Origin of the sequence: Qipengyuania xiamenensis, assembly GCF_019711495.1 — a bacterium.
Lineage (GTDB): Bacteria > Pseudomonadota > Alphaproteobacteria > Sphingomonadales > Sphingomonadaceae > Qipengyuania > Qipengyuania xiamenensis.
The window spans coordinates 447,849-468,910 of sequence record NZ_JAIGNM010000001.1; the positions used below are offsets into that span (position 1 = coordinate 447,849).

19 protein-coding genes and 1 tRNA gene are annotated in these 21,062 nt (G+C 61.5%); 12 read left to right on the plus strand and 8 right to left on the minus strand.

Annotation, left to right across the window (positions count from 1 at the left end):
- The first annotated feature begins 88 nt into the window (after window positions 1–88).
- From trpB to K3165_RS02240, 4 genes are all read left to right on the plus strand, one after another.
- Window positions 89–1,303: a tryptophan synthase subunit beta gene (gene trpB, locus K3165_RS02225; RefSeq protein ID WP_221547234.1), complete on the plus strand. Its 1,215-nt coding sequence runs from the start codon at window positions 89–91 to the stop codon at window positions 1,301–1,303.
- Between the two features lie 235 nt (window positions 1,304–1,538).
- Window positions 1,539–2,330 (plus strand): tryptophan synthase subunit alpha, encoded by a 792-nt coding sequence (gene trpA, locus K3165_RS02230; protein WP_221547235.1) that lies wholly within the window; start codon window positions 1,539–1,541, stop codon window positions 2,328–2,330.
- Window positions 2,327–3,175 carry an acetyl-CoA carboxylase, carboxyltransferase subunit beta gene (gene accD, locus K3165_RS02235; protein WP_221547236.1) on the plus strand — a complete coding sequence of 283 codons (849 nt, stop codon included), beginning with the start codon at window positions 2,327–2,329 and terminating at the stop codon, window positions 3,173–3,175. The genes trpA and accD overlap by 4 nt, the downstream gene beginning before the upstream one ends.
- Window positions 3,176–3,183: 8 nt before the next feature.
- A complete protein-coding gene (locus K3165_RS02240; protein WP_221547237.1) occupies window positions 3,184–4,473 on the plus strand; it encodes a bifunctional folylpolyglutamate synthase/dihydrofolate synthase in 1,290 nt (429 codons plus the stop codon).
- On the opposite strand, the gene K3165_RS02245 is transcribed toward K3165_RS02240, so the two are convergent.
- Window positions 4,474–6,204, minus strand: a complete 1,731-nt coding sequence (locus K3165_RS02245; RefSeq protein WP_221547238.1) for an AmpG family muropeptide MFS transporter — start codon at window positions 6,202–6,204, stop codon at window positions 4,474–4,476.
- A gap of 71 nt (window positions 6,205–6,275) precedes the next feature.
- On the opposite strand from K3165_RS02245, the gene K3165_RS02250 reads away from it, so the two are divergent.
- From K3165_RS02250 to rsmD, 3 genes are read left to right on the plus strand one after another with little or no spacing between them, the layout of a single operon-like run.
- Window positions 6,276–7,439 carry an aromatic ring-hydroxylating oxygenase subunit alpha gene (locus tag K3165_RS02250; RefSeq protein WP_221547239.1) on the plus strand — a complete coding sequence of 388 codons (1,164 nt, stop codon included), beginning with the start codon at window positions 6,276–6,278 and terminating at the stop codon, window positions 7,437–7,439.
- Between the two features lie 18 nt (window positions 7,440–7,457).
- Complete coding sequence (locus tag K3165_RS02255) at window positions 7,458–8,225, plus strand: pseudouridine synthase (RefSeq protein WP_221547240.1); 768 nt, start codon at window positions 7,458–7,460, stop codon at window positions 8,223–8,225.
- On the plus strand, window positions 8,222–8,788 hold the full coding sequence (gene rsmD / locus K3165_RS02260; RefSeq protein ID WP_221547241.1) for a 16S rRNA (guanine(966)-N(2))-methyltransferase RsmD: 567 nt from the start codon (window positions 8,222–8,224) through the stop codon (window positions 8,786–8,788). The genes K3165_RS02255 and rsmD overlap by 4 nt, the downstream gene beginning before the upstream one ends.
- Before the next feature lie 157 nt (window positions 8,789–8,945).
- On the opposite strand, the gene K3165_RS02265 is transcribed toward rsmD, so the two are convergent.
- Window positions 8,946–9,350, minus strand: a complete 405-nt coding sequence (locus K3165_RS02265) for a hypothetical protein (protein WP_221547242.1) — start codon at window positions 9,348–9,350, stop codon at window positions 8,946–8,948.
- Between the two features lie 97 nt (window positions 9,351–9,447).
- Here K3165_RS02265 and K3165_RS02270 point away from each other — a divergent pair, with 97 nt between their 5' ends.
- Window positions 9,448–11,760 (plus strand): ATP-dependent helicase, encoded by a 2,313-nt coding sequence (locus K3165_RS02270; protein ID WP_221547243.1) that lies wholly within the window; start codon window positions 9,448–9,450, stop codon window positions 11,758–11,760.
- Here K3165_RS02270 and K3165_RS02275 read toward each other — a convergent pair.
- From K3165_RS02275 to K3165_RS02285, 3 genes are all read right to left on the minus strand, one after another.
- Complete coding sequence (locus K3165_RS02275; protein WP_247713854.1) at window positions 11,757–12,578, minus strand: sterol desaturase family protein; 822 nt, start codon at window positions 12,576–12,578, stop codon at window positions 11,757–11,759. The genes K3165_RS02270 and K3165_RS02275 overlap by 4 nt on opposite strands.
- A 41-nt stretch (window positions 12,579–12,619) precedes the next feature.
- A complete protein-coding gene (locus tag K3165_RS02280) occupies window positions 12,620–13,978 on the minus strand; it encodes a DEAD/DEAH box helicase (RefSeq protein WP_221547245.1) in 1,359 nt (452 codons plus the stop codon).
- Between the two features lie 123 nt (window positions 13,979–14,101).
- Window positions 14,102–14,632, minus strand: coding sequence for a hypothetical protein (locus tag K3165_RS02285; protein ID WP_221547246.1), 531 nt, complete (start codon window positions 14,630–14,632; stop codon window positions 14,102–14,104).
- Between the two features lie 210 nt (window positions 14,633–14,842).
- On the opposite strand from K3165_RS02285, the gene K3165_RS02290 reads away from it, so the two are divergent.
- Entirely contained in the window at window positions 14,843–16,291 is a 1,449-nt protein-coding gene (locus K3165_RS02290) for an FAD-binding oxidoreductase (protein ID WP_221547247.1), read from the plus strand.
- Between the two features lie 83 nt (window positions 16,292–16,374).
- A complete protein-coding gene (locus K3165_RS02295) occupies window positions 16,375–17,157 on the plus strand; it encodes a SapC family protein (RefSeq protein ID WP_221547248.1) in 783 nt (260 codons plus the stop codon).
- Between the two features lie 239 nt (window positions 17,158–17,396).
- On the opposite strand, the gene K3165_RS02300 is transcribed toward K3165_RS02295, so the two are convergent.
- Window positions 17,397–18,278: an N-formylglutamate amidohydrolase gene (locus K3165_RS02300; protein WP_221547249.1), complete on the minus strand. Its 882-nt coding sequence runs from the start codon at window positions 18,276–18,278 to the stop codon at window positions 17,397–17,399.
- Window positions 18,279–18,444: 166 nt separating this feature from the next.
- Between K3165_RS02300 and cpdR the strand changes: the two genes are divergently transcribed.
- Together cpdR and K3165_RS02310 are read left to right on the plus strand one after the other, a co-directional pair.
- Window positions 18,445–18,834, plus strand: a complete 390-nt coding sequence (cpdR, locus tag K3165_RS02305) for a cell cycle two-component system response regulator CpdR (protein WP_221431285.1) — start codon at window positions 18,445–18,447, stop codon at window positions 18,832–18,834.
- 85 nt (window positions 18,835–18,919) lie between these two features.
- A tRNA-Val gene (locus K3165_RS02310) sits at window positions 18,920–18,994 on the plus strand.
- A gap of 340 nt (window positions 18,995–19,334) precedes the next feature.
- On the opposite strand, the gene K3165_RS02315 is transcribed toward K3165_RS02310, so the two are convergent.
- Window positions 19,335–19,547 carry a hypothetical protein gene (locus K3165_RS02315; RefSeq protein ID WP_221547250.1) on the minus strand — a complete coding sequence of 71 codons (213 nt, stop codon included), beginning with the start codon at window positions 19,545–19,547 and terminating at the stop codon, window positions 19,335–19,337.
- Window positions 19,548–19,890: 343 nt separating this feature from the next.
- Window positions 19,891–21,060, minus strand: a complete 1,170-nt coding sequence (locus tag K3165_RS02320) for a hypothetical protein (protein WP_221547251.1) — start codon at window positions 21,058–21,060, stop codon at window positions 19,891–19,893.
- Between the last annotated feature and the right edge of the window lie 2 nt (window positions 21,061–21,062).

Sequence of the window (21,062 nt, forward strand, 5' to 3'; positions counted from 1 at the left end):
GAGGCCGAATGGCGGTTTGAATCTGGCTTGTCGAGGACAAACGAAAGCCTCACTCGACTTGTCCGCATGCGCACGGCAATAGGGCCACATGGCAAGCAATCCCAATACTTACCGTAACCAGCCTGACGAGCGCGGTCATTTCGGCGATTACGGCGGCCGCTATGTCGCCGAAACGCTGATGCCGCTGGTCCTCGACCTCGAGCGGGAATACCGCGCGGCGCAGGCCGATCCCGAATTTCAGGCGCAGTTCGACGATCTTCTTGAACATTACGTGGGCCGCCCCTCCCCACTCTATTTCGCGGAACGCCTGACCGAGGCGCTTGGCGGCGCACAGGTCTGGTTCAAGCGCGACGAGCTCAACCACACGGGCGCGCACAAGATCAACAATTGCATCGGGCAGATCCTGCTCGCCATTCGCATGGGCAAGACGCGCATCATCGCGGAAACAGGCGCAGGCCAGCACGGCGTGGCCACCGCCACCGTCTGCGCGCGCTTCGGCCTGCCCTGCGTCATCTACATGGGAGCAGAGGACGTGCGGCGCCAGTCGCCCAATGTCTTCCGCATGAAATTGCTCGGCGCAGAAGTCGTGCCGGTCACCAGCGGGCGCGGTACGCTGAAGGACGCGATGAATGAAGGGCTGCGCGACTGGGTCGCGAATGTCCACGACACTTTCTACATCATCGGCACTGCCGCAGGCCCGCATCCCTATCCCGAGCTTGTCCGCGACTTCCAGAGCGTGATCGGCAAGGAAGCGCGCGTGCAGATGCAGGACCGCATCGGCCGCCTGCCCGACCTACTGGTTGCAGCCATCGGCGGCGGGTCCAACGCACTCGGCCTGTTCCACCCCTTCCTCGACGATCCGGACGTGAAGATGCTCGGCGTCGAAGCGGCAGGCCACGGCCTCGATGGCGACGAGCACGCGGCAAGCCTGCTAGGCGGCTTTCCCGGCGTGCTCCACGGCAACAAGACCTATTTGCTGCAGGACGAGGACGGCCAGATTACCGAGGGCCACTCGATCAGCGCCGGCCTCGACTATCCCGGCATCGGACCCGAACACGCCTGGCTGAAAGACACGGGCCGCGTCGAATACACCGCCATCACCGACGAAGAGGCGTTGGAGGCCTTCCAGCTCCTCTGCCGCACCGAGGGCATCATCCCCGCGCTCGAGCCGAGCCACGCCATCGCGGCAGTCGCCAAACGCGCAACGGAAATGCCGAAGGACAGCGTGATCCTCGCGAACCTTTGCGGACGCGGCGACAAGGACATCTTCACCGTCGCTGAAAGGTTGGGAGTGGAGATGTGAGGCGCGATTGGGGGCAGCCAGCAATTGCAGCCGGCCTGTGCGGACTGATTGCGCTCGTCGCCTATGTGCTGGATAACCAGTGCGTCGATGCGTTTCGCGAAATCGGAATTAGTGATCCGCCCGTCTATCGGTGCCCCGCCAACATTCCTCACGAAATCCTGCACTTGATATTATACTCGTTCCCATTCCTCACGCTCATATTTCTCTCCGTAGTAATCCGGAACAGCCTCACCGAATGACCCGCCTCTCCAACGCCTTCTCCAAGCCCCACCCCGCGCTTGTCTGCTTCGTTACCGCAGGCGATGGCGACACCGCTGCCAATCTCGACGCGCTGGTCGAGGGCGGCGCGGATGTGATCGAGCTGGGGATGCCCTTCACAGATCCCATGGCCGATGGTCCCGCGATCCAGAACGCGAACCTGCGCTCGCTCGGTGCGGGAACGACCACGGCCGATGTGCTGCGCATCGCTCGCAAGTTCCGCGAGCGTCATCCCGAGGTGCCTCTGGTGCTGATGGGCTATGCCAACCCGATGATCCGGCGTGGCCCCGACTGGTTCGCCAATGCCGCCAAGGAAGCGGGCGCGGACGGTGTGATCTGTGTCGACATCCCGCCAGAGGAGGACGATGCGCTTGGCCCGCAGTTACGCGAGGCAGGCATCGCGCCGATCCGCCTTGCAACGCCGACCACCGATGCGAAGCGCCTGCCGCAGGTGCTCGAAGGCTCGGAAGGGTTTCTCTACTACGTTTCGGTCGCCGGTATTACCGGCAAGCAGCAGGCCGCGCAGACCTCGATCGAGGAAGCGGTTGCCCGACTCAAGGCGGCGACCGATCTGCCCATCGCGGTCGGATTCGGCGTGCGCACGCCCGAACAGGCGGGTGCGATTGCCGAGGTGGCGGACGGCGTTGTCGTCGGCTCGGCGCTCATCGAACTGGTCGGCGAACACGGATCTGACGCTCCGGAAAAACTGCGAGAATTGACTGCAAGTCTTGCCAAGGCGGTGCATTCGGCGGCAAAGGGCGCCGCATGAACTGGTTTACACGCGTCCGTAACAATATCAGCTGGCTGCCCAAGCGCACCACCGACAAGGATCTGTGGGTCAAGTGCCCCGGCTGCCAGCAGATGGTCTTCGGGCAAGAATACGCCGAGAACAAGGACGTCTGCCCGCGCTGCGACCATCACGGCCGCATTGGTGCCGACAAGCGTCTTGCGCTGTTGCTCGACGAAGGCTTCCAGACACTTCCGGTGCCGGAGGTGAAGGAAGACCCGCTCAAGTTCCGCGATTCGAAGAAGTACACCGACCGCTTGAAGCAGGCGCGTGCCAAGAGCCCGCACAAGGACGCCTTCCTCGTCGGTGAAGGCACGATCGAGGGCAAGCCTGCCGTCGTCGGCGTGCAGGACTTCACCTTCATGGGCGGCAGCATGGGCATGGCTGTCGGCACTGCCTTCTGCCAGGGTGCCGAGCGCGCGCTGACGCTGCGTGCGCCCTATATCGTCGTGACCGCTGCGGGCGGTGCGCGCATGCAGGAAGGCATTCTCAGCCTGATGCAGATGCCCAAGGCGACCGTGATGACGCGCCGCCTGAAAGAAGCGGGCCTCCCATATATCGTCGTGCTGACCGATCCGACCACGGGCGGCGTTACTGCGAGCTATGCGATGCTGGGCGACGTCCATATCGCAGAACCCGGTGCGCTCATCGGCTTTGCCGGCCAGCGCGTGATCCAGGACACGATCCGCGAGCAGCTGCCCGACGGCTTCCAGCGCGCCGAGTACCTGCACAAGCACGGAATGGTCGACATGGTGGTCCATCGCCACGACCTGAAGGACACGCTGGCGACGATCATCGACTATCTCGCGCCTGCGGAAGCGGCCTGACCCCTCCCATGCGGGACTTCGCCCGCTCCGAGAATGCCAAGGTGCAAGCCCAGCTCGACCGGCTGGAGCAGTTGAGCGTACCCGATGGTCGTTTGGGCCTGGAGACGATCCGTGCGCTGCTCGACCGGCTCGGCAATCCGCACCGCAAGCTGCCGCCCGTTTTCCATGTGGCGGGGACCAACGGCAAAGGCTCCACCTGCGCTTTCCTGCGCGCGATGCTGGAGGCGGAGGGCTACAAGGTGCACGTCACCACCAGCCCCCACCTCGTACGCTACAACGAGCGTATCCGCGTTGCCGGCGAGCTAATCTCCGATGATCGACTGGCAGAATTGCTTGGCCAAGTCCTCGATGCCGGCGAGGACCTGAACCCCAGCTTCTTCGAAGTCACCATCGCCGCCGCCTTCACCGAGTTCGCCCGCGTCCCCGCCGATGCCTGTGTCGTGGAAGTCGGCCTTGGCGGGCGCTTCGATGCGACCAATGTGCTCGAACCCGATGTGTTGGCAGCCTGTGGTATCGCAGCTCTTGGTATCGACCACGAGCGGTTCCTGCTTGCCCCTGAGGAAGGCGTACCGACCGACCCTCTGGCCAGGATCGCTTTTGAAAAAGCGGGGATTGCAAAGCCGGGCGTGCCGCTTGTCACGCTGGAAACCAGTCATACGGCCGCAGCAGAGGCGGTCATCCGCCACGCTGCCGAGACGGCTGGTGCTCCGCTGATCATGGCACGGTCATTCGGCAATGGTGAAATTCACTATTGGGATCAGGAATCGCCCCTATTTCGCGCCCCGTCACTGGCGGGCGCACACCAGGAAAGAAACGCTGCGCTCGCCCACGCCATGTTGAGCCATCAGGCGAAGATACGCGTGAGCGAGCAGGCCATTCGCACTGGCATCACTTCTGCCCGCTGGCCCGCCCGACTCCAGCGTCTGGGTGATGGCCCGCTGACCTACCTTGCCCGCAATCAGGAGGTCTGGCTCGATGGCGGTCATAACCCCAGCGCTGGAAAGGCAATTGCGGATGCGATGAGCGGTCCCATACATCTCGTACTCGGCATGCTCGCCAACAAAGACCCGCGCTCCCTGCTCGATCCTCTGGGAGATCAGATACGTTCGCTAACCGTGCTTCCGGTGCGGGGCCATGATGCGCACCCGGTAGAGGCATTCGGTAGCGAGGCGCGAGAGGCGGCAGACGTCAAACAGGCCCTGCTCGCCATTTCCGCCGATGGCTACCCGATCCTGATCGCAGGCTCACTCTACCTCGCGGGCGAAGTCCTGCGTCTCAACGACGAACTGCCCGACTGATCACTCAGCCGGGACGCGCTCGCCTGCTTCCGGGGCGACGATGCCCGCAGCGGCCTTGCCGCGGCTCTCGCGATACCACTCGAAACACACCAGCACTGCCGCAGCGAGGCCGATCCAGGTCGTCAGGATGAAGACGTTGTAATAGCCCTGGTTCTCGATCATCTCGCCCAGCGCGCCGCGTCCCAACGTGCCGACCAACAAGGTCAACGAGGACAACAACGCATATTGCACGGCGCTGAACTTTTTCGACACGATGGAGGACAGCCACGCGATATAGGCCGCACCGGCGATGCCGATGGCAAGGTTCTCGAATGCGATCGTGATGGTAAGCTTTGCCAGCCCCGCATCGCCGATCTCGGGAATCTGCATGATCAGGTAGGTGAAACCAATGGCATCGCTGAAGGCCTGCATGTTCGCTCCGCCCACCGCCATGTCGGCGTAGAGCAGGTTGGTCAGTGCTGCGAGCACACCGCCGATCAGCAGCGTCGCCATGCGCCCGATGGTCGTCAGCATGAAGCCGCCGAGCGCAAGACCGAGGATGATAGCGCCCACCCCGAAGAATTTCGAGGCGAAGGCCACATCGTCATTCGTATACTCGAGTTCGCCGAGATAGAACGGATAGGCGAAAGTGCCCCAGATCGCGTCGCAGATGCGATAAGTCAGGACCACCGCAAGGATCAGCACCAGAGACCAGCCCATGCGGCCGACGAATTCGACCAGAGGGAGAACCAGTGCCCGATAGAGATGGTCGAGCGCATAGGCGCCCCCGGTTGCCGGTGCCTCGTCCTCGGTGAGCAGGTGTTCGCCCTTGGCCTTCTTCGATGACAGCCAGCCGGCAATCAGCGCGGGAAGGATGATCGTGGCGACGATGATCCAGGGGCCAATGTTCAGCGTGAAATCGGTCGGGTTGGGCCGGTCTTCGGGCGCGTAGGTCATCGACATGATCATGAAGGTCAGCACGATGCCGATTGCGCCGGCCCACAGCAGGGCGACCAGTGCCAGTGCGCGGTTGCGGATCGACGGGGCAAGTTCGCCCGCCTTTCGCAGCGCACGGACCTGCAATTCGCTTTCGGTCGCGACATCTGCGTCGTTTTCCGAGGCATTCGGCGCCCACAGACCTACGAAACCGACGGCCAGCAGGATTCCGCCCATCAGCATGTAAGTCTCGGGCCAGCCGATGCGTGCGGCAATGATGAGGCCGAACGCGCCACCCACGAGCGAGGAAAGCCGATAGCCCATCTGGTATACGGTCGAGAGGATATCGATCGTCGCTTCCTCGTCAGCAACGTCGATGCGCCACGCATTGATCGCGATGTCCTGTGTGGCGCTGGCGAAGGCACCGATACCGGCGAGCAGGCTGAACCAGCCAAGCTGGCTCTTGGGTTCGAGCAGGCTCATCGTGACGAGGATAGTGCCGAGCAGGACCTGCGCGGGCACGATCCATTGCTTGCGCCTTCCGAGCTTGCGTAGAAGCGGGATGTTGACCTTGTCGATCAGCGGCGACCACAAGAATTGGAAGGCATAGGCCAGGCCGATGAGGCTGAAGATCCCCATCGTCTCGAGGTCCACTTCAGCCTCGGTCAGCCACGCGAAAAGGGTGCCGAGGAACAGGGCAAAAGGCAGGCCGCTGGCAAAGCCGAACAGCAGCATGAAACCGGTCTTGCGGTTGGTCAGCGCAAGCCCGAGGGCCTTCCACGCCGACTTCTTCTCTTCTGCAACCGCTTCGGCCATTCCCTAGCGTCCTTCCTATTATCGAAATTTTTTGCGACACTAACGGTCGGAGAGAGAAAGGAACAGGCGCGATGGGAGTTCCATCCACGTTGCTCGACGGACGCCGGCCAACCGACGGTATGCTGGCGCTCGCACAGGATATTGCGCAGAACAAGCAACGCGACGGTCTCGGCCAGACGAGCGTGCCCGCGCATGTCTATACCGACCCTGAATATTTCGCGCGCGAGAAGAGCGCGATTTTCGACCGGCTGCCACAGATCATCTGCCCGAGCGCATTGCTGCCCGATCCCGGCATGGCCGTTCCGCATGACGCCACCGGCCGCCCGCTGCTGATCACCCGGGATGCTCAGGGACAGGCGCATGTGTTCCTGAACGTCTGCCGCCATCGCGGCACACGGCTGGTCGAAGGTGACGAGGTCCGGTGCACCAAGAAACTGGTGTGCCCCTATCATGCGTGGACATACTCGGTGGACGGACGCCTCCTTGCCCTGCCCCGCCCCGACACATTCCCCGATCTCGACAAGGGTTCGATGGGCCTGGTCGAATTGCCCTCCAAAGAATCCGGCGGGATCATCTGGTTCTGTCCCAAGGAAGAGACTGCCGATTTCACGCTGGCCGAAAAGCTGGGCGAGGATTTCGACGCGCTGGGCATGGGCGAACACTTCCTGTTCCGCCGCAAGACGCACGAGGTTGCCGGCAACTGGAAGCTCATCATGGATGCCTTCCTCGAAAGCTACCATGTCACCCGCCTCCATGCGCAGACCATCGGTCCTTTCTTCAAGGACGGTGTGACCAGCGGCGACATGATCGGCCCGCACGCCCGCAGCGCGGTCGGGCGCCTGGAAGAGATGGAAGGCGTCGACCTCACAGACATGGCGCAGATGCGCCGCGTGGTGACCTTCGCCTACCAGACCATGCCCGGCGCGCTGGTCATCCCCAGCCCCGATTACATCAACCTCATGGTGATGATGCCGCAGGCGCATGATCGCACGCTGGTGGAAGACTTCATGCTGATCCCCGAGGCCCCTGCCACCGACAAGGCGCGCGACCACTGGGAACGCAGCTGGGCGCTGCTCGACGGCAGCGTATTCGCGAGCGAGGATTTCCGCGCGGCAGAACTCGGCCAGCAGGGCCTTGCGACCGGCGCGGTGCCCGAACTCACGCTCGGCTCGATGGAAGGCGGTATCCGCCGGTATCACGAGACGGTCGAGGAAGCCTTGCGCGCCGCCAATTGAGCGCCTAGCGCGCTTCCCATGTCCGACAACAGACTCCCCGAAGCCGGCGACCGTATCGCCAAGCTGCTCGCGCGTGCGGGCGTTGCCAGCCGCCGCGAGGTCGAGCGCATGATCGCCGACGGACGTGTCTCGCTCGATGGCAAGGTGCTCGATACGCCTGCTGTGAAGCTGGAAAGCCTGCGCGGCGTCACCGTCGACGGAAAGCCGGTGGGCGAGATCGAGGACACGCGCCTTTTCGCCTTCCACAAGCCTTCCGGACTGATCACGGCGGAGCGCGACCCTGCCGGACGCCCGACCATCTATGCCGCGCTACGCAACGCCCTGCCGAAGAACGCTGGCCGTGTGATGCCGGTGGGCCGTCTCGACTTCAACACCGAAGGCCTGCTGCTGCTCACCAATGACGGCGAAATGAAGCGAGCGATGGAATTGCCTTCCTCCGGCGTGCCGCGCACCTATCGCGCGCGCGCTTTCGGCGACATCACGCAGGCCGATCTCGACAGGCTGATCGAGGGTATCGAGATCGACGGTGTGCGCTACGGACAGATCGAGGCGAACCTCGAACGCGGATCGGGTCGCAATCGCTGGATCGAGATGACCCTGCGCGAAGGCAAGAACCGCGAAGTACGCCGCGTGCTCGAACATCTCGGGCTCGAAGTGAACCGGCTGCTGCGTATCGGCTACGGCCCCTTCCACCTCGGTGACCTTCCCCGCGGCCAGGCCGTCGAACTGAAGCGCGGCGATGTCGAGGCATTCAAGCGCGATCTGTCCCGCGGTGGCCGCAAATGAGGATCATCGCCGGCGATTGGCGCGGACGAAAGCTCATCGCTCCAAAGGGTGACCTCACCCGCCCGACGGCGGATCGAACCCGCGAGACGCTGTTCAACATGCTCACCAGCCGCCTCGGCAGTTTCGAAGGCCTTTCGGTGCTGGACCTGTTTGCTGGCTCGGGCGCGCTGGGCCTCGAGGCCCTCTCGCGCGGCGCGGCGCATTGCCACTTCGTCGAACAGGACGCCGAAGCCATCAACGCCATCCGCACGAATATCTCCTCGCTCGATGCGCGCACCCGAACGACCGTGCAGCAGGGTTCGGTCATGTCATTGGGCCCTGCAAAGGCGCCGCACGATCTGATCCTTCTCGACCCGCCCTATTTCACCGGAGCGGCGAATGTCGCGCTTGACCGCATGACCCGGCTGGGCTGGATCGGTCCGGCGACCTGGATCGCGGTCGAGACCTCGCGCAAGGAAGATATCGAAGTGAAGCGTCTGGAAACCGTGGCCGAACGCCGCGTCGGAAAGGCGAAGCTTTCACTCCTGAAAATCGCCTCCGACGCGGCGCCGGCCGACGCCTGAATTCAGCGACCATCGCTCCGGCGTGACTTGTTGGAAAAAGGTGATGAGCCGAAAAACCTGGCTCGAAACTTAAGAGAGGGACGAAACTGCCTGTGCAGTCCCGCCCCTCCTCCAAGCGTGAGCGCTTCAAACAGCGCTTCGCATCAGATGTCGGTGTTTATTCCGGCTCTTCGCTGTCGTCCGCGTCGTCCTTGTTCATGCTGTCGAACTCGGCCTTGGTCGCGGGCAGCGATCCCTCGATCTCGCTAGCCGGACGGCCCGGCCAGTATTCGAGCGGACGGTTGCCGGTCTTGTTGGCTTCCCAGCTGTTGATGCAGCCGTCGGTCTGGCCTTCCGAGCAGATCGGGAGATCTTCGCCCTCAGCGGATCTATAGTCGGCCGGAGTGGTTTGCGTCACTTCGCTGCGGACAAAACGCGGTGCGGGCGTGGCAGTCGTTGCCTGCGTTTCCACGGCGGGAGTTTCCTGCCCGTGGTGGTCGGCCGCGGCCGGGACGGCGGCAAAAGCCAGTGCAGCGCCAGCGAGATAAAGCGTTTTCATAGTCTTGTCTCCGTAATCGGTCATGGCTCATCTACGCATTCCCTCCCGCGATAGTTCCGAAAGGCTCAGGTAGCGCAGGACTTGTGCTGTAGCGTAACGTTCCCTAGCTGTTCCCTAACGCATGCCAGAAAATTCTCCCTCCACGCAAGTCGTCGGAAACGACGCTATTCCGCCCTATGCAGCGCAGTTGAATGCGCCGCAGCGCGAGGCAGTGCTGACTACCGAAGGGCCGGTGCTGATGCTCGCCGGTGCCGGCACCGGCAAGACGGCGGCACTTACCGCGCGGCTTGCACACCTCATCGCAATGCGCCGGGCGTGGCCGAGCGAGATCCTCTGCGTGACCTTCACCAACAAGGCAGCCCGCGAAATGCGCGAGCGTGTCGGACGGCATATCGGCGATGCGGTCGAAGGAATGCCCTGGCTCGGCACTTTCCATTCGATCGGTGCGCGGATGCTCCGCCGCCATGCAGAACTGGTCGGGCTTCAAAACAATTACACGATCATCGATACCGACGATCAGCTGCGTCTCCTGAAGCAGCTCATCCAGGAAAACGATCTGGACGAGAAACGCTGGCCCGCGCGCCAGCTGGCCGGACTCATTGATCGCTGGAAGAACCGCGGGCTCAACCCGGGCGATCTCGATGCGGTCGAAAACGAAGCCTACGCCAATGGTAAGGGCGCACAGTTCTACAAGCTGTATCAGGACCGCCTGAAGGCGCTGAACGCCTGCGATTTCGGCGATCTGCTGCTGCACATGCTGAACATCTTCCGTCAGCACCACGATGTGCTCGCCCAGTACCAGCAGCGCTTCAAGTATATCCTCGTCGACGAGTATCAGGACACCAACCAGGTCCAGTACCTGTGGCTGCGCCTGCTCGCCCAGACCCGCAAGAACATCTGCGTGGTCGGGGATGACGACCAGTCGATCTATTCATGGCGCGGTGCAGAAGTCGCCAATATCCTCAAGTTCGAAAAGGATTTTCCGGGCGCTGCGGTGATCAAGCTTGAGCAGAATTACCGCTCCACCCCGCAGATCCTCGCCGCAGCTTCTGGGTTGATAAACGCCAATAGCGAACGGCTCGGCAAGACGCTCTGGACGGAATTACCCGCGGGCGAGAAGGTCCGCATCATCGGCGTCTGGGATGGTCCGGAAGAAGCCCGCCGCGTGGGCGAGGCGATCGAGCGGCTGGAAGGCGAAGGCGCGCCGCTCGACGAGGTCGCGATCCTCGTTCGTGCACAGTACCAGACGCGCGAGTTCGAAGACCGCTTCATCCAGATCGGCCTCAACTACCGCATCGTCGGCGGATTCCGTTTTTACGAGCGTGCTGAAATTCGTGACGCGCTGGCATACCTGCGCACCATTGCCCAGCCCGCCGATGATCTCGCCTTCGAACGCATCTACAACCAGCCGAAGCGCGGCCTTGGCGCCAAGACGCTCGAAGCCATGCGTCGCCATGCGCGCAGGACGCAGACCCCGCTTGCCGCCGCATCGCTCGACCTCGCCGATAGCGACGAACTGCCCGCACGCGCGCGCAACACCCTCGTCGGACTGCTCGGGCAATTCGTGCATTGGCGAGAGATGGCGGAACAGGTCACGCCTTCCGAATTGCTGCGCACCGTCCTCACCGAAAGCGGTTACGAGGAAATGCTCCAGAAGGACCGCAGCGCCGAAAGCGCGGGCCGTCTCGAAAACCTCACCGAACTCGCCCGCGCGATGGAGGAATACGAGACGCTGACCGACTTCCTCGAACACGTCAGCCTCGTCATGGACAACGACCGCGCCGATGATGGCGAAAAGGTCACCATCATGACCATGCACGCGGCCAAGGGTCTCGAATTCGACCATGTCTTCCTGCCCGGCTGGGAAGAAGGCGTGTTCCCGAGCCAGCGCTCGCTCGACGAAGGCGGTCTCGCCAGTCTCGAGGAAGAACGCCGTCTTGCTTATGTCGCGATCACGCGCGCGAAGCGTCGCTGCACCATCTATCATGCGGCCAACCGGCGCATTTACGGCCAGTGGACCAGTTCCATCCCGAGCCGTTTCATCGAAGAACTGCCCGATGAGCATATCGAGAGCGAGACCACGATGAGTGGCGGCGCCTCGCTGTGGCGCGCGAACTGGACCGAGACCGAAGATCCTTTCGCCCATGTCTCCAGCGCCCGCCCCGACCGCAGCACGGCACGCGGACCGGGCTGGCAGCGCGCGCTCTCGACCGGCTACGACACCAAGCCCAAGCGCATCGCGGAAAGCGGCAGGAGCGCCGCGAGCTTCGCCGCGAAACCGCGTACCGACATCGCCATCGGCGCGCGCGTCTTCCACGAGAAGTTCGGCTACGGTTTCGTGATGGACCAAGAAGGCAACAAGCTGGAAATCGAATTCGAGAAGGCCGGCACCAAGCGGGTGCTCGACAGCTTCGTCAAACTGGCCGACGACTAGGCGGTTTCCGCCTCGCCGCTCACCTCTTCACGCTTGCTCCAGTATCGCCGCTCGAACGGTCGCAGCAATTCGCCCACGAAACCGCGCGTTCCCTCCGCAATGCCGGTCTCGCAATCGACATAGGGCGCGGGGTCAACATAGGTCCCGAAGAGCTTGTCCCACAGCGTTACCGTGTTTCCGTAATTGCTGCCCATCAGCGCTTCGTCACGGATGTGGTGCAGGCGATGCGCGGCCGGTGAGATCAGCACGCGCCCGAAAATGCCCAGCGTCCAGGGCACGTCGCAGTGGATGAAGAACCCCCACCAGCTGCGAATGAAGGCCGCGCCGCCAACCGCCCATTCGGGCAGGCCGAGCAGCAGCAGTAGCCAGACGTCGAGGCAAACGCTCAGAAGCTTGCTGAACGGGTGTTTGCGCATGACGGTGAGCCAGTGCATCGCCGTGTCGGCATGGTGCGTCGCGTGGATCGGCCACAGCAGGGGCGTGTGTTCCAGACGGTGCCGCCAGTAGACCACGAAATCGAATACGAGGATCGCAGCCACGAGGGCGATTGGCGCATAGACGCTATTCCAGAAGCTGGTGAACACCTCGGGCGTGCCGATCGCACCACGGATCGCGCCTTCGGGCACGAAGAACAACGGGGCGAGCAGTACGAGGTTGAAGAGCGTCAGACCGAGGTTGGTCAAGAACTCCTTGCTGCAGCGATTGATGGCCGCAAGAATTCCGCCACGCTTCATGACGAGCGCAAGCAGTCCGAACACAAGGCCGGTTGCGGCCAAGGTCAGCAGCGTGGAACGCGCAGGATCGGCGAAAATCTCCATGGCGCGCAAGCTCGCACGCTCATGGTTAGGGAAGCGTTAAATCAGGTCGCGGAAACGTCGAGGAATCCGGGCTTCGGCCCGTTCCACTCGCCCGCGGCGACCGGAGCGTCATCCTCGTGGTCACGCCGGCGCGAGCGCTTCGGCTTTTCTGCCGGAGCCTCTTCGGCCCTCTTCTCGCGCTTGGGCCTGTCCGATTTCTTCGGCTCGTCCTCGTCGCGCTTCTTCGAACGGCGAGGCTTGCTGTCCGCGTCTTCTGCAGGCTTTTCGACCAGCTCGACACGAACGTCCTTCTTCCCAAACACGGGAATTTCGTTCTTCGTCAGCTTCTCGACGTTCTGGATCGCCTCGGCATCTTCCTTCGAAACGAAAGTGAATGCGCGCCCCTTGGCCCCTGCACGGCCCGTACGACCGATGCGGTGGACGTAATCGTCCGGGTGCCAGGGAGTATCGAAGTTGAATACGTGACTGACACCCTTGATGTCGAGACCGCGCGCCGCAACGTCCGATGCGACGAGGATGTTCACATCGCCCGACTTGAATCGGTCGAGTTCCTTGACGCGGCTCGCCTGGTCCATGTCGCCATGGATCTCGCTGCTGGCAAAGCCATGGCGCTGAAGGCTCTTGTTGAGCTCGCGCACGGTAGTCTTGCGGTTGGCGAAGATGATCGCGGTTTCGACGTGGTCGTTCTGCAGCAACCAGCGCAGCGTTTCGCGCTTCTTGCGCGTCTCGACCGGGATCTTGAACGCGGTGATGTCCTTGTTCGTGGTCGCCGCACGTGCCGTCTCGATCCGCTTGGGATTGCTCATGAATTTTTTCGCGAGCTTTTCGATCGGCGGCGGCATGGTGGCCGAGAACAGCATCGTCTGGCGGTTTTCGGGCAGCTTGTCGCAAATGAATTCGATGTCGGGGATGAAGCCCATGTCGAGCATGCGGTCGGCTTCGTCGATCACGAGCAGTTCGCAGCCGTTGAGCAGAATCTTGCCGCGCTCGAACAGGTCCATCAGGCGGCCCGGCGTAGCGATCAGGACATCGACGCCCTCGTTCAGTGCCTTGACCTGGTCACCCATCTGAACGCCGCCGATAAGCAGCGCCATCTTGAGATCGTGGTTCTTGCCGTATTTCTCGAAGTTCTCGGCGACCTGGGCAGCAAGCTCGCGAGTCGGCTCGAGAATGAGGCTGCGGGGCATCAGCGCACGGCGACGGCCAGAAGCCATCACGTCGATCATCGGGAGGACGAAGCTGGCGGTCTTGCCGGTGCCCGTCTGGGCGATACCGATGATGTCCTTCATCATCAGGATTGGCGGGATGGCCTGCGCCTGGATCGGAGTCGGCTCGGTATAGCCGGCTTCTTCGACGGCTTTCAGCAGGTCTTCGGATAGGCCGAGATCGGCAAAACTCATGCGGTTTTCGGGTGCCCCCAGATTTGGAAAACTAAATTGGAAATACGAAAAAGGCCGCATTGCCGCGGCCTTTACCGTGTGCGCCCTTCGCCAATTTGCCGCTTCAAGTCAAGGAAAAGCGCCCTAGTCGAGCTCTTCTGCGACCAATTGGCTGAAACGGTCGATCTGGCATTTGGCACCAGAGCGGCTCATGATCCGGTCGCGGTTCACGCAGATTTTGCCGTCGTCGCTGCGCTCGACGTAGAAACCGCGGTAGAAATCCCTCGGCGAACAGCCTTTTTCCAGCCGTGCCGTCATCATGGTGCGATCACGCATCAGGATCAGCAAGCGATCGCCGCGGTCGGATACGCCGCCGATACGCGCGCTCTCGATACATTTACCTGCCTTGCGTTCGACCAGCCGGGTCCGCGGGCTTTCCTGCTGCGGCACTTCGGCAGTCAGGTTCTGGCGCGAAGGCCTTGCCGGCGAGATGCGGAGGATTACGCGCCGCTCAATGCGGACCTGCTGTGCGGGGCCCGGCATGATGCTGTCCACGATCGCGTTCCAATCGTCTCGGCGCGCCGACACCGAACGCCCATCAAGGGCACGATCGCCCTCACGCACCTGCTCTGCAACGGGCGCATCCCCGGCGTCCTCCGGCGAAGCCAGATTCATGACTCCGAGCGGCAGCACGAGGGCGAGCGGCGCAATCAGGGCGGCGAGTGTTGGCATGTCCGGTGCGAAAAGCTCCTTCGGGCCGCGCGAGGGACCGCACGACATTTGCCTGTCGCCCATGCCCCCCATCGGTTGAATAAGGGCTTAATTGTTTGAGCGCTCTTGGCAAGTGGTGGCAATTGCCCGGCAGAGTGTGGCATGGGCGCATCTATGAGCGAAACGACCGCCTTTTGCGACGCTGCCGCGCAGCTGCTCGGCCCCAAGGGCTTCACCACGGACCCCGAACTTGTCGATCCGTGGCTGACCGACTGGCGCGGTCGCTACACCGGGCGCGCCATCGGCCTCGCCTCGCCCGCAAATACTGCCGAAACCGCTGACCTTGTGAAGCTGTGTGCGAAGCACGGCGTGCCTATCGTCCCGCAGGGCGGGAACAGCGGCATGTCGGGCGGAGCGACCCCCGACAAAAGCGGAGAAGCGGTCCTCATCTCGCTGCGCCGGATGGACAGCATCACTTCGCTCGATCCCGAGGCGATGCAGGTCACATGCGAAGCGGGCGTCATCCTCCAGAACCTTCACGAGGCGGCCGAAAAGCACCGGCTGCGCTTCCCGCTGACGCTGGGCGGCAAGGGTTCGGCGACAATCGGCGGGCTGATCTCGACCAATGCAGGCGGAACGCAGGTGCTGCGGCACGGGACCATGCGCGCGCAAGTCCTCGGCATTGAGGCCGTCCTTGCCGATGGCAGCGTCCTCGACACGCTCACCCCGCTCAAGAAAGACAATCGCGGCTTCGACCTGAAGCAGCTCCTGATCGGATCGGAAGGTACGCTGGGTATCGTCACCGGGGCGACCCTGCGGCTGCTTCCCGAAATCTCCGGTCGCACCGTAGTTTGGGCGGGGCTCGCATCGATCCGGCAGGCGCGCGAGTTGCTGGTCCATTGCGAGCGCGTGGCGGGAGAGGCGCTGGAAGGGTTCGAAGTCCTGCCCGACCACTGCCTTGCAGCAGTCCTCGACCACCTGCCCGATGCACGCGAACCCCTCGCCCAACCTCACTCATGGAATGCCCTGATCGAACTCGTATCGACCAAGCCAGACGGAGAGGACCTCGCCTCTCTCGCCGAGACCATGCTGGAAGGCGCACTGGAGCAGGGATTGCTCGAGGATGCCGTCATCGCGGCCAACGAAACGCAGGCAGAGGCGTTCTGGCTCCTGCGTGATTCGATCTCGCCGGCCGAAAGGGCGATCGGTCCAGCCATGCAGCACGACATTTCGGTGCCGGTGAAGCGCATGGCCGATTTCGTCACTGCGGCCATTCCGGAAATCGAAACACGCTTCCGCAATACCCGCGCCCTCGCGTTCGGCCACCTCGGCGACGGCAACGTCCATTTCCATGTCCTTGCCCCTCCCGGCGTCACTCCGGGAGAATGGGAAGAGAGCGATGGCAAGGAAATCAGCAGCTTCGTGCATGACCTCGTCACCGAGTGGGGCGGATCCATCAGCGCGGAGCACGGAATCGGTCAGATGAAGCGCGACGAATTGGGGCGTCTTGGCGACCCGGCCGCGCTGGCGGTCCTGCGCCGCGTCAAACAGGCGCTCGACCCCCGGGGATTGCTCAATCCCGGCAAGCTCCTACCGCTTGCGCAATTGGGCACAAATCCGTAAAGCGCGCAGCTTCTGGCGGATGGGGTCGCAAGGGTCCTTCGCCTCATCCCATCCTAATCTAGAAGATTTTTCGGAGAGTATTCATGGCGAGCGCGCCGAAGCAGCCTCAACTGCCCCTGTTTTTCAACGACCTGATGCCGCTGAACAGCAAGGACCACAAAAATTTCCGCACCCGTTCGGTCGACAGCGCACCATGGCTTTCCAAGGCCCACGCCATTCCGCTGACCGTCGACGAGTTCGTGCAGTCGCAGCGTCACTTCCCGATCGTCTTCTCGAGCGGCGACAACCCGCTTCCGCTTGCCCTCATGGGCCTCAACGAAGGCGTGAACACCTTCGTCGACGACGCCGGCAAGGTCACCGAAGCCGTTTACATCCCGGCTTACATCCGCCGTTATCCGTTCATGCTCGCCAAGCTGCAGCAGGACGCGACTGATCTCTCGCTCATGTTCGACCCGACCACCGATGCCGTTGGTGAATTCGACGAAGGCGAGCGTCTTTTCGACGATGAAGGCAACACCACCGACGCAACCAAGCGCGTCCTGGAGTTCTGCCAGCACTTTGAGCAGGCCGCCCAGCGCACGCAGGCGTTCCTGACCGAACTCAAGGACAACGGCCTGCTCATGGACGGCGAAGTCGCCATCCAGCGCGAAGGCGAAGAACAGCCCTTCCTCTATCGCGGCTTCAAGATGGTCGACCAGGAAAAGCTGCGCGAACTGAGCGACGAAAAGGTCGCCGAATGGCACAAGAACGGCATCCTGATGCTGGTCCACGCCCACATCTACTCGCTCGAACTGATGCGCACGATCTTCGCGCGCCAGGCACAGCAGGGCAAGGCTCCGCAGCCGAACGCCCAGGCAAGCGCCTGATCCGGCACCCCTGCCCCTAGGCAAAAATAGCGACGAAAAGTGGTGGAATCGCGCCGGGAAGGCCGATTCCACCACTTTTTCTTTGCTTGAAACGGAAGTGGACGATGCCCATCTTCAATGTGTCGGCAGCGCTCCCCTCATAGCCTGTCGACATGGTGCATGAGAGTGCACCAACCTCCCTGAACCTTGGCCACCTCGTGCGCAGAGCACGGGGTGGTTTTTTCATGGCAATTGCGGGGTTATTCGGCGGCCTGCGGCAATTGCCCGCGACTACCGATTTCGGCCACTTCGGAAGCCAGCTTCCTGACCAGTCCGGACAGCAGCTTCGCAATGGCCGGCTGGCGCGCGCTTTCGCTTTCGAGGCGTGCATCGAGATAGGTTGCACGGCAGACCTCGACCTGCATCGCATGGATCCTGCGAAGCGGCGCTCCGTGCCGGTCGAGGACATATCCTCCCGAATAGGGGCGGTTATGCGCCACCGGCCTTCCCGCCTCGCCGAAATGTTTGAGGGCGCAGGCCACAAAGCGGCTGTCACAGCTTGATCCGAAGCGGTCTCCGATCACGAATTCCGCCGTCACCTCTTCCGGATGCTTCCGGCGGAGCGGCGGCATGGAGTGCAGGTCGATGAGCAGCGCCGCCCCCCAGTGGTCGCGCAGCTGCTCCAGCGTCCTGCCGAGCGTCTGGTGATAGGGGCGATGGATCGTCTCGATCCTCTCGTCTAGGTCGGTCCGTTCAAGTGGTCTCTTCCAGATCTCGCCCAGCCCAGGCAAGCGTCTGGGGACGAGACCGAGGCCACTGCGCGCCCTGCGATTGGCCAGCGAATGGCGCACCTTGGTGGCTTTCGTCCCGTGAACCATGGTCCAGTCGATATCGTCCGGTGCGCGGTTGAGGTCGATCACTGCCCTTGGGGCATGTGCCACCAGGAGGGGGGCGCCCGTTTCCTCCGCAATGCTGCGGGCGAGGCCGTCGACATGCCTGTCTTCCAGCCTCAGTCGGCTTGCAGGATCACGGAAATTGGCGAGGAGGTCATCGGAATAGGCACGCCCGCCGTGGGGCGCCGCAATTATTACCGGCAAGGCCGGCGAAGGGGGCATTTCCAGCGTGAATCCCGGTCCATCCATGTTGGCCGCGTCCATCCCGTGTTGCGGCGAATCATACGGTAATCCGCCAAGAATTTGCTTGATGCTGGCCGCTCGGTCAGGGCAAGTCAAAGAAGTCGGTCTCGATTAGGGACAATAGTGAACGCGACGGAAGATTTGTTAAGCCATTTGAGCTAAGGACATGGGCATGAGTGAGCTGCATCAGAAACGAATCCTGCTGGCCGAAGACGACGAGGCCATGCGCACCTATCTCGAGCGCGCGCTCGCGAATGCCGGCTATTCTGTCGACGCGGTTGACCGCGGCACATCCGCCCTGCCCTTGCTCGAAGATGATCACTACGACCTGCTGCTGTCGGATATCGTGATGCCCGAAATGGACGGCATTGAGCTTGCCCAGCGCTGCAACGAGATCAGCCCGACCACGAAAGTGATGTTCATCACGGGCTTCGCCGCGGTCACCCTGAAGGCAAGCCGCGAGCAGCCGAATGCCAAGGTCCTATCCAAGCCGTTTCACCTGCGCGACCTCGTTCTGGAGGTCGAGCGCGTGCTCGAAGACAGGGTCAGCGCACAACTCTGATATTTTATATGAGATTGCCTCTTGCGCGCTTTCAAAGTGCTCGCTAGATGGCGCGCCTGCCCAATTGAAGGGCATTCGATGGTGCGGGCGTATAGCTCAGTGGTAGAGCACTATGTTGACATCGTAGGGGTCCCAAGTTCGAACCTTGGTACGCCCACCATCGAACAGAGTTTCAGATAGCGCCCGGTGCCTCTTGGACCTTCGGCTGCGTTCGCGCTTCCCACATTGAAACGCATGAGGAGCCTGCCGAAACCGGCGGGTTGGCTCCAAGCTTAGTCGTGACGCTTGGTACCGTACTGCACCAGGATCGCTTGAAGCCGTAAATTTCGCAAGGAACGCGTTAGAGCTGTCCACGCTCGTAATTGACTCACCCTAGCCTGGTGAAGAGGTTGGCGACGCCAAACCGAGTGTCAGCAATTCCGGACAGCAGCGATTTCAGAAACAAAAAAACCGACCGCGCATCTCGCGCGGCCGGCTCTCTAAACTATGAAGTCTAGTGATTAGACGCTGACGGGCAGGTCATCATCATCATCATCGACGGCAATGATGATACCGGCGATTACAGCGGCTGCTGCCAGGATAGCGATAATGGTCGCGCTACCACCAGCTTCCGAAATCTCTTCAGCGGGCTGCGAGCTGCGCTCTGCTGCAGTTGCAACGACCGGCGTAGCAGCCATAGCGACTGCGGCGATCGGGAGCATAATTTTCTTCATATTGTGCGTCTCCTAGTTTTGGCCACCTCGCTCGATAGCCTTCTGTGACTTAGTCAGGCAGCGGAATATCCCATAAGGTAATGGAACTCAACCCCTTTACCGACTACACGTCCGATAAGTTATGGTTTAATCGTCATTTATGAATGGTTTACTAAACTCTGTGTGACTTTAGCACAACACAGGCTTTGTTGAGCAGCCAAAAGGACCCAAGTTTCGCGCTCGCATCCGGGCTTTCCAAAAAAGCCTAAAATTAAAGAGCAATATTTCTTGAATCACCAAAGTCGGACCCCACCCGATAGTGCTGCATGCAACCCATTGCGGTTCCGCTAGATCCCAAGTTTAGTCATTGCGTGATTCTGAGGGGAGAAATTAAACCTCTCAGCGCAGATTTGCCCGACCAAGCCCGAGCATGAAGCTGGACCTCAATAAAAGAACACTCGGATGGAATATCATTGACCAATTGCTGGAAGCGCGCCGCTCCAAACCTTGCCTCAAAGAACGGCTGGGGGTCATCAGTGCATCTGAGGAAGAGTCTAACATCGTCCGCCAACTCTTGTGGTTTGATCTCGTGTTGCGCACTGACTGTAAACGGACCTTCAGGCGCCTTGATTATTCGACGGGCGAAGATCCCGCCCTGCCCTGCCCGGACATAGAGTTGCAATTGATCAGAATCCAAGTTCCGTTGCGCACGGAAATCGGCGCCATCGGCAAAGCGCCAATCGAACGGGACAAAATCTGAATCCCATTGCAGAAGCCCTACTTGCGCAGACTCATTAGTGCTGACGAAGATTTCATCATAGAGTCCGTATCCGGTCTCGACCTTACCTTCCCTAACAAGATTTCTCAGAAGGGCTTTATCGATCTCCACGTTTCCGAAGGTAATCAGCCTACGCAGTCTAGCAAGATTGGCCAAAGCAGCATCTTGTCGAACGGCATAACTTAAAAATTCTTCATGCCAGGGTGACGTACCATTGAGTACGCCAGCGAACTGCTCTGTAGCTCCATCCTGAACGAAAACGGTTGACAAAACTGGAAACAATTCAGTCGACCTAGATGGTCGGACGCGCAAGATACGATCGAGGGTGGTTATAACGCCAGTGTAATTGCCATCATTCACGTACTCTTGCAGCACAAGGCCCTGTAACATGGTCTCACGCTTATCGAGCTCTGACGCCCGACTGATTACCTCCGAACGCACTTCCCTTCTACCCTGCGTTAGAGCGAGAATTGCATGCACCTCAGGCGTCAGAGGCTCACTGAGATATGAAGCAAACGCCGACGGCTTTGCCGTTTGCGCTGCGCCCTCCGCCTCTCGAGAAACTACGAGATCCGCTTCAAAAATTGCAGCCGCTAAATTTTCTTGAGCAAGACCATTGCTTGGAAAGAGCATTAACGCAGTTTCCGGCTCCTTGCGCGTAAGAGTGATGCCTGCCGACTGGGCGGCCAAGACTGCGGCAAGAGCGACAGAAAATATACCGGCTAAGGTAATTCGGAGTGGATGAACTAGTTTCATTT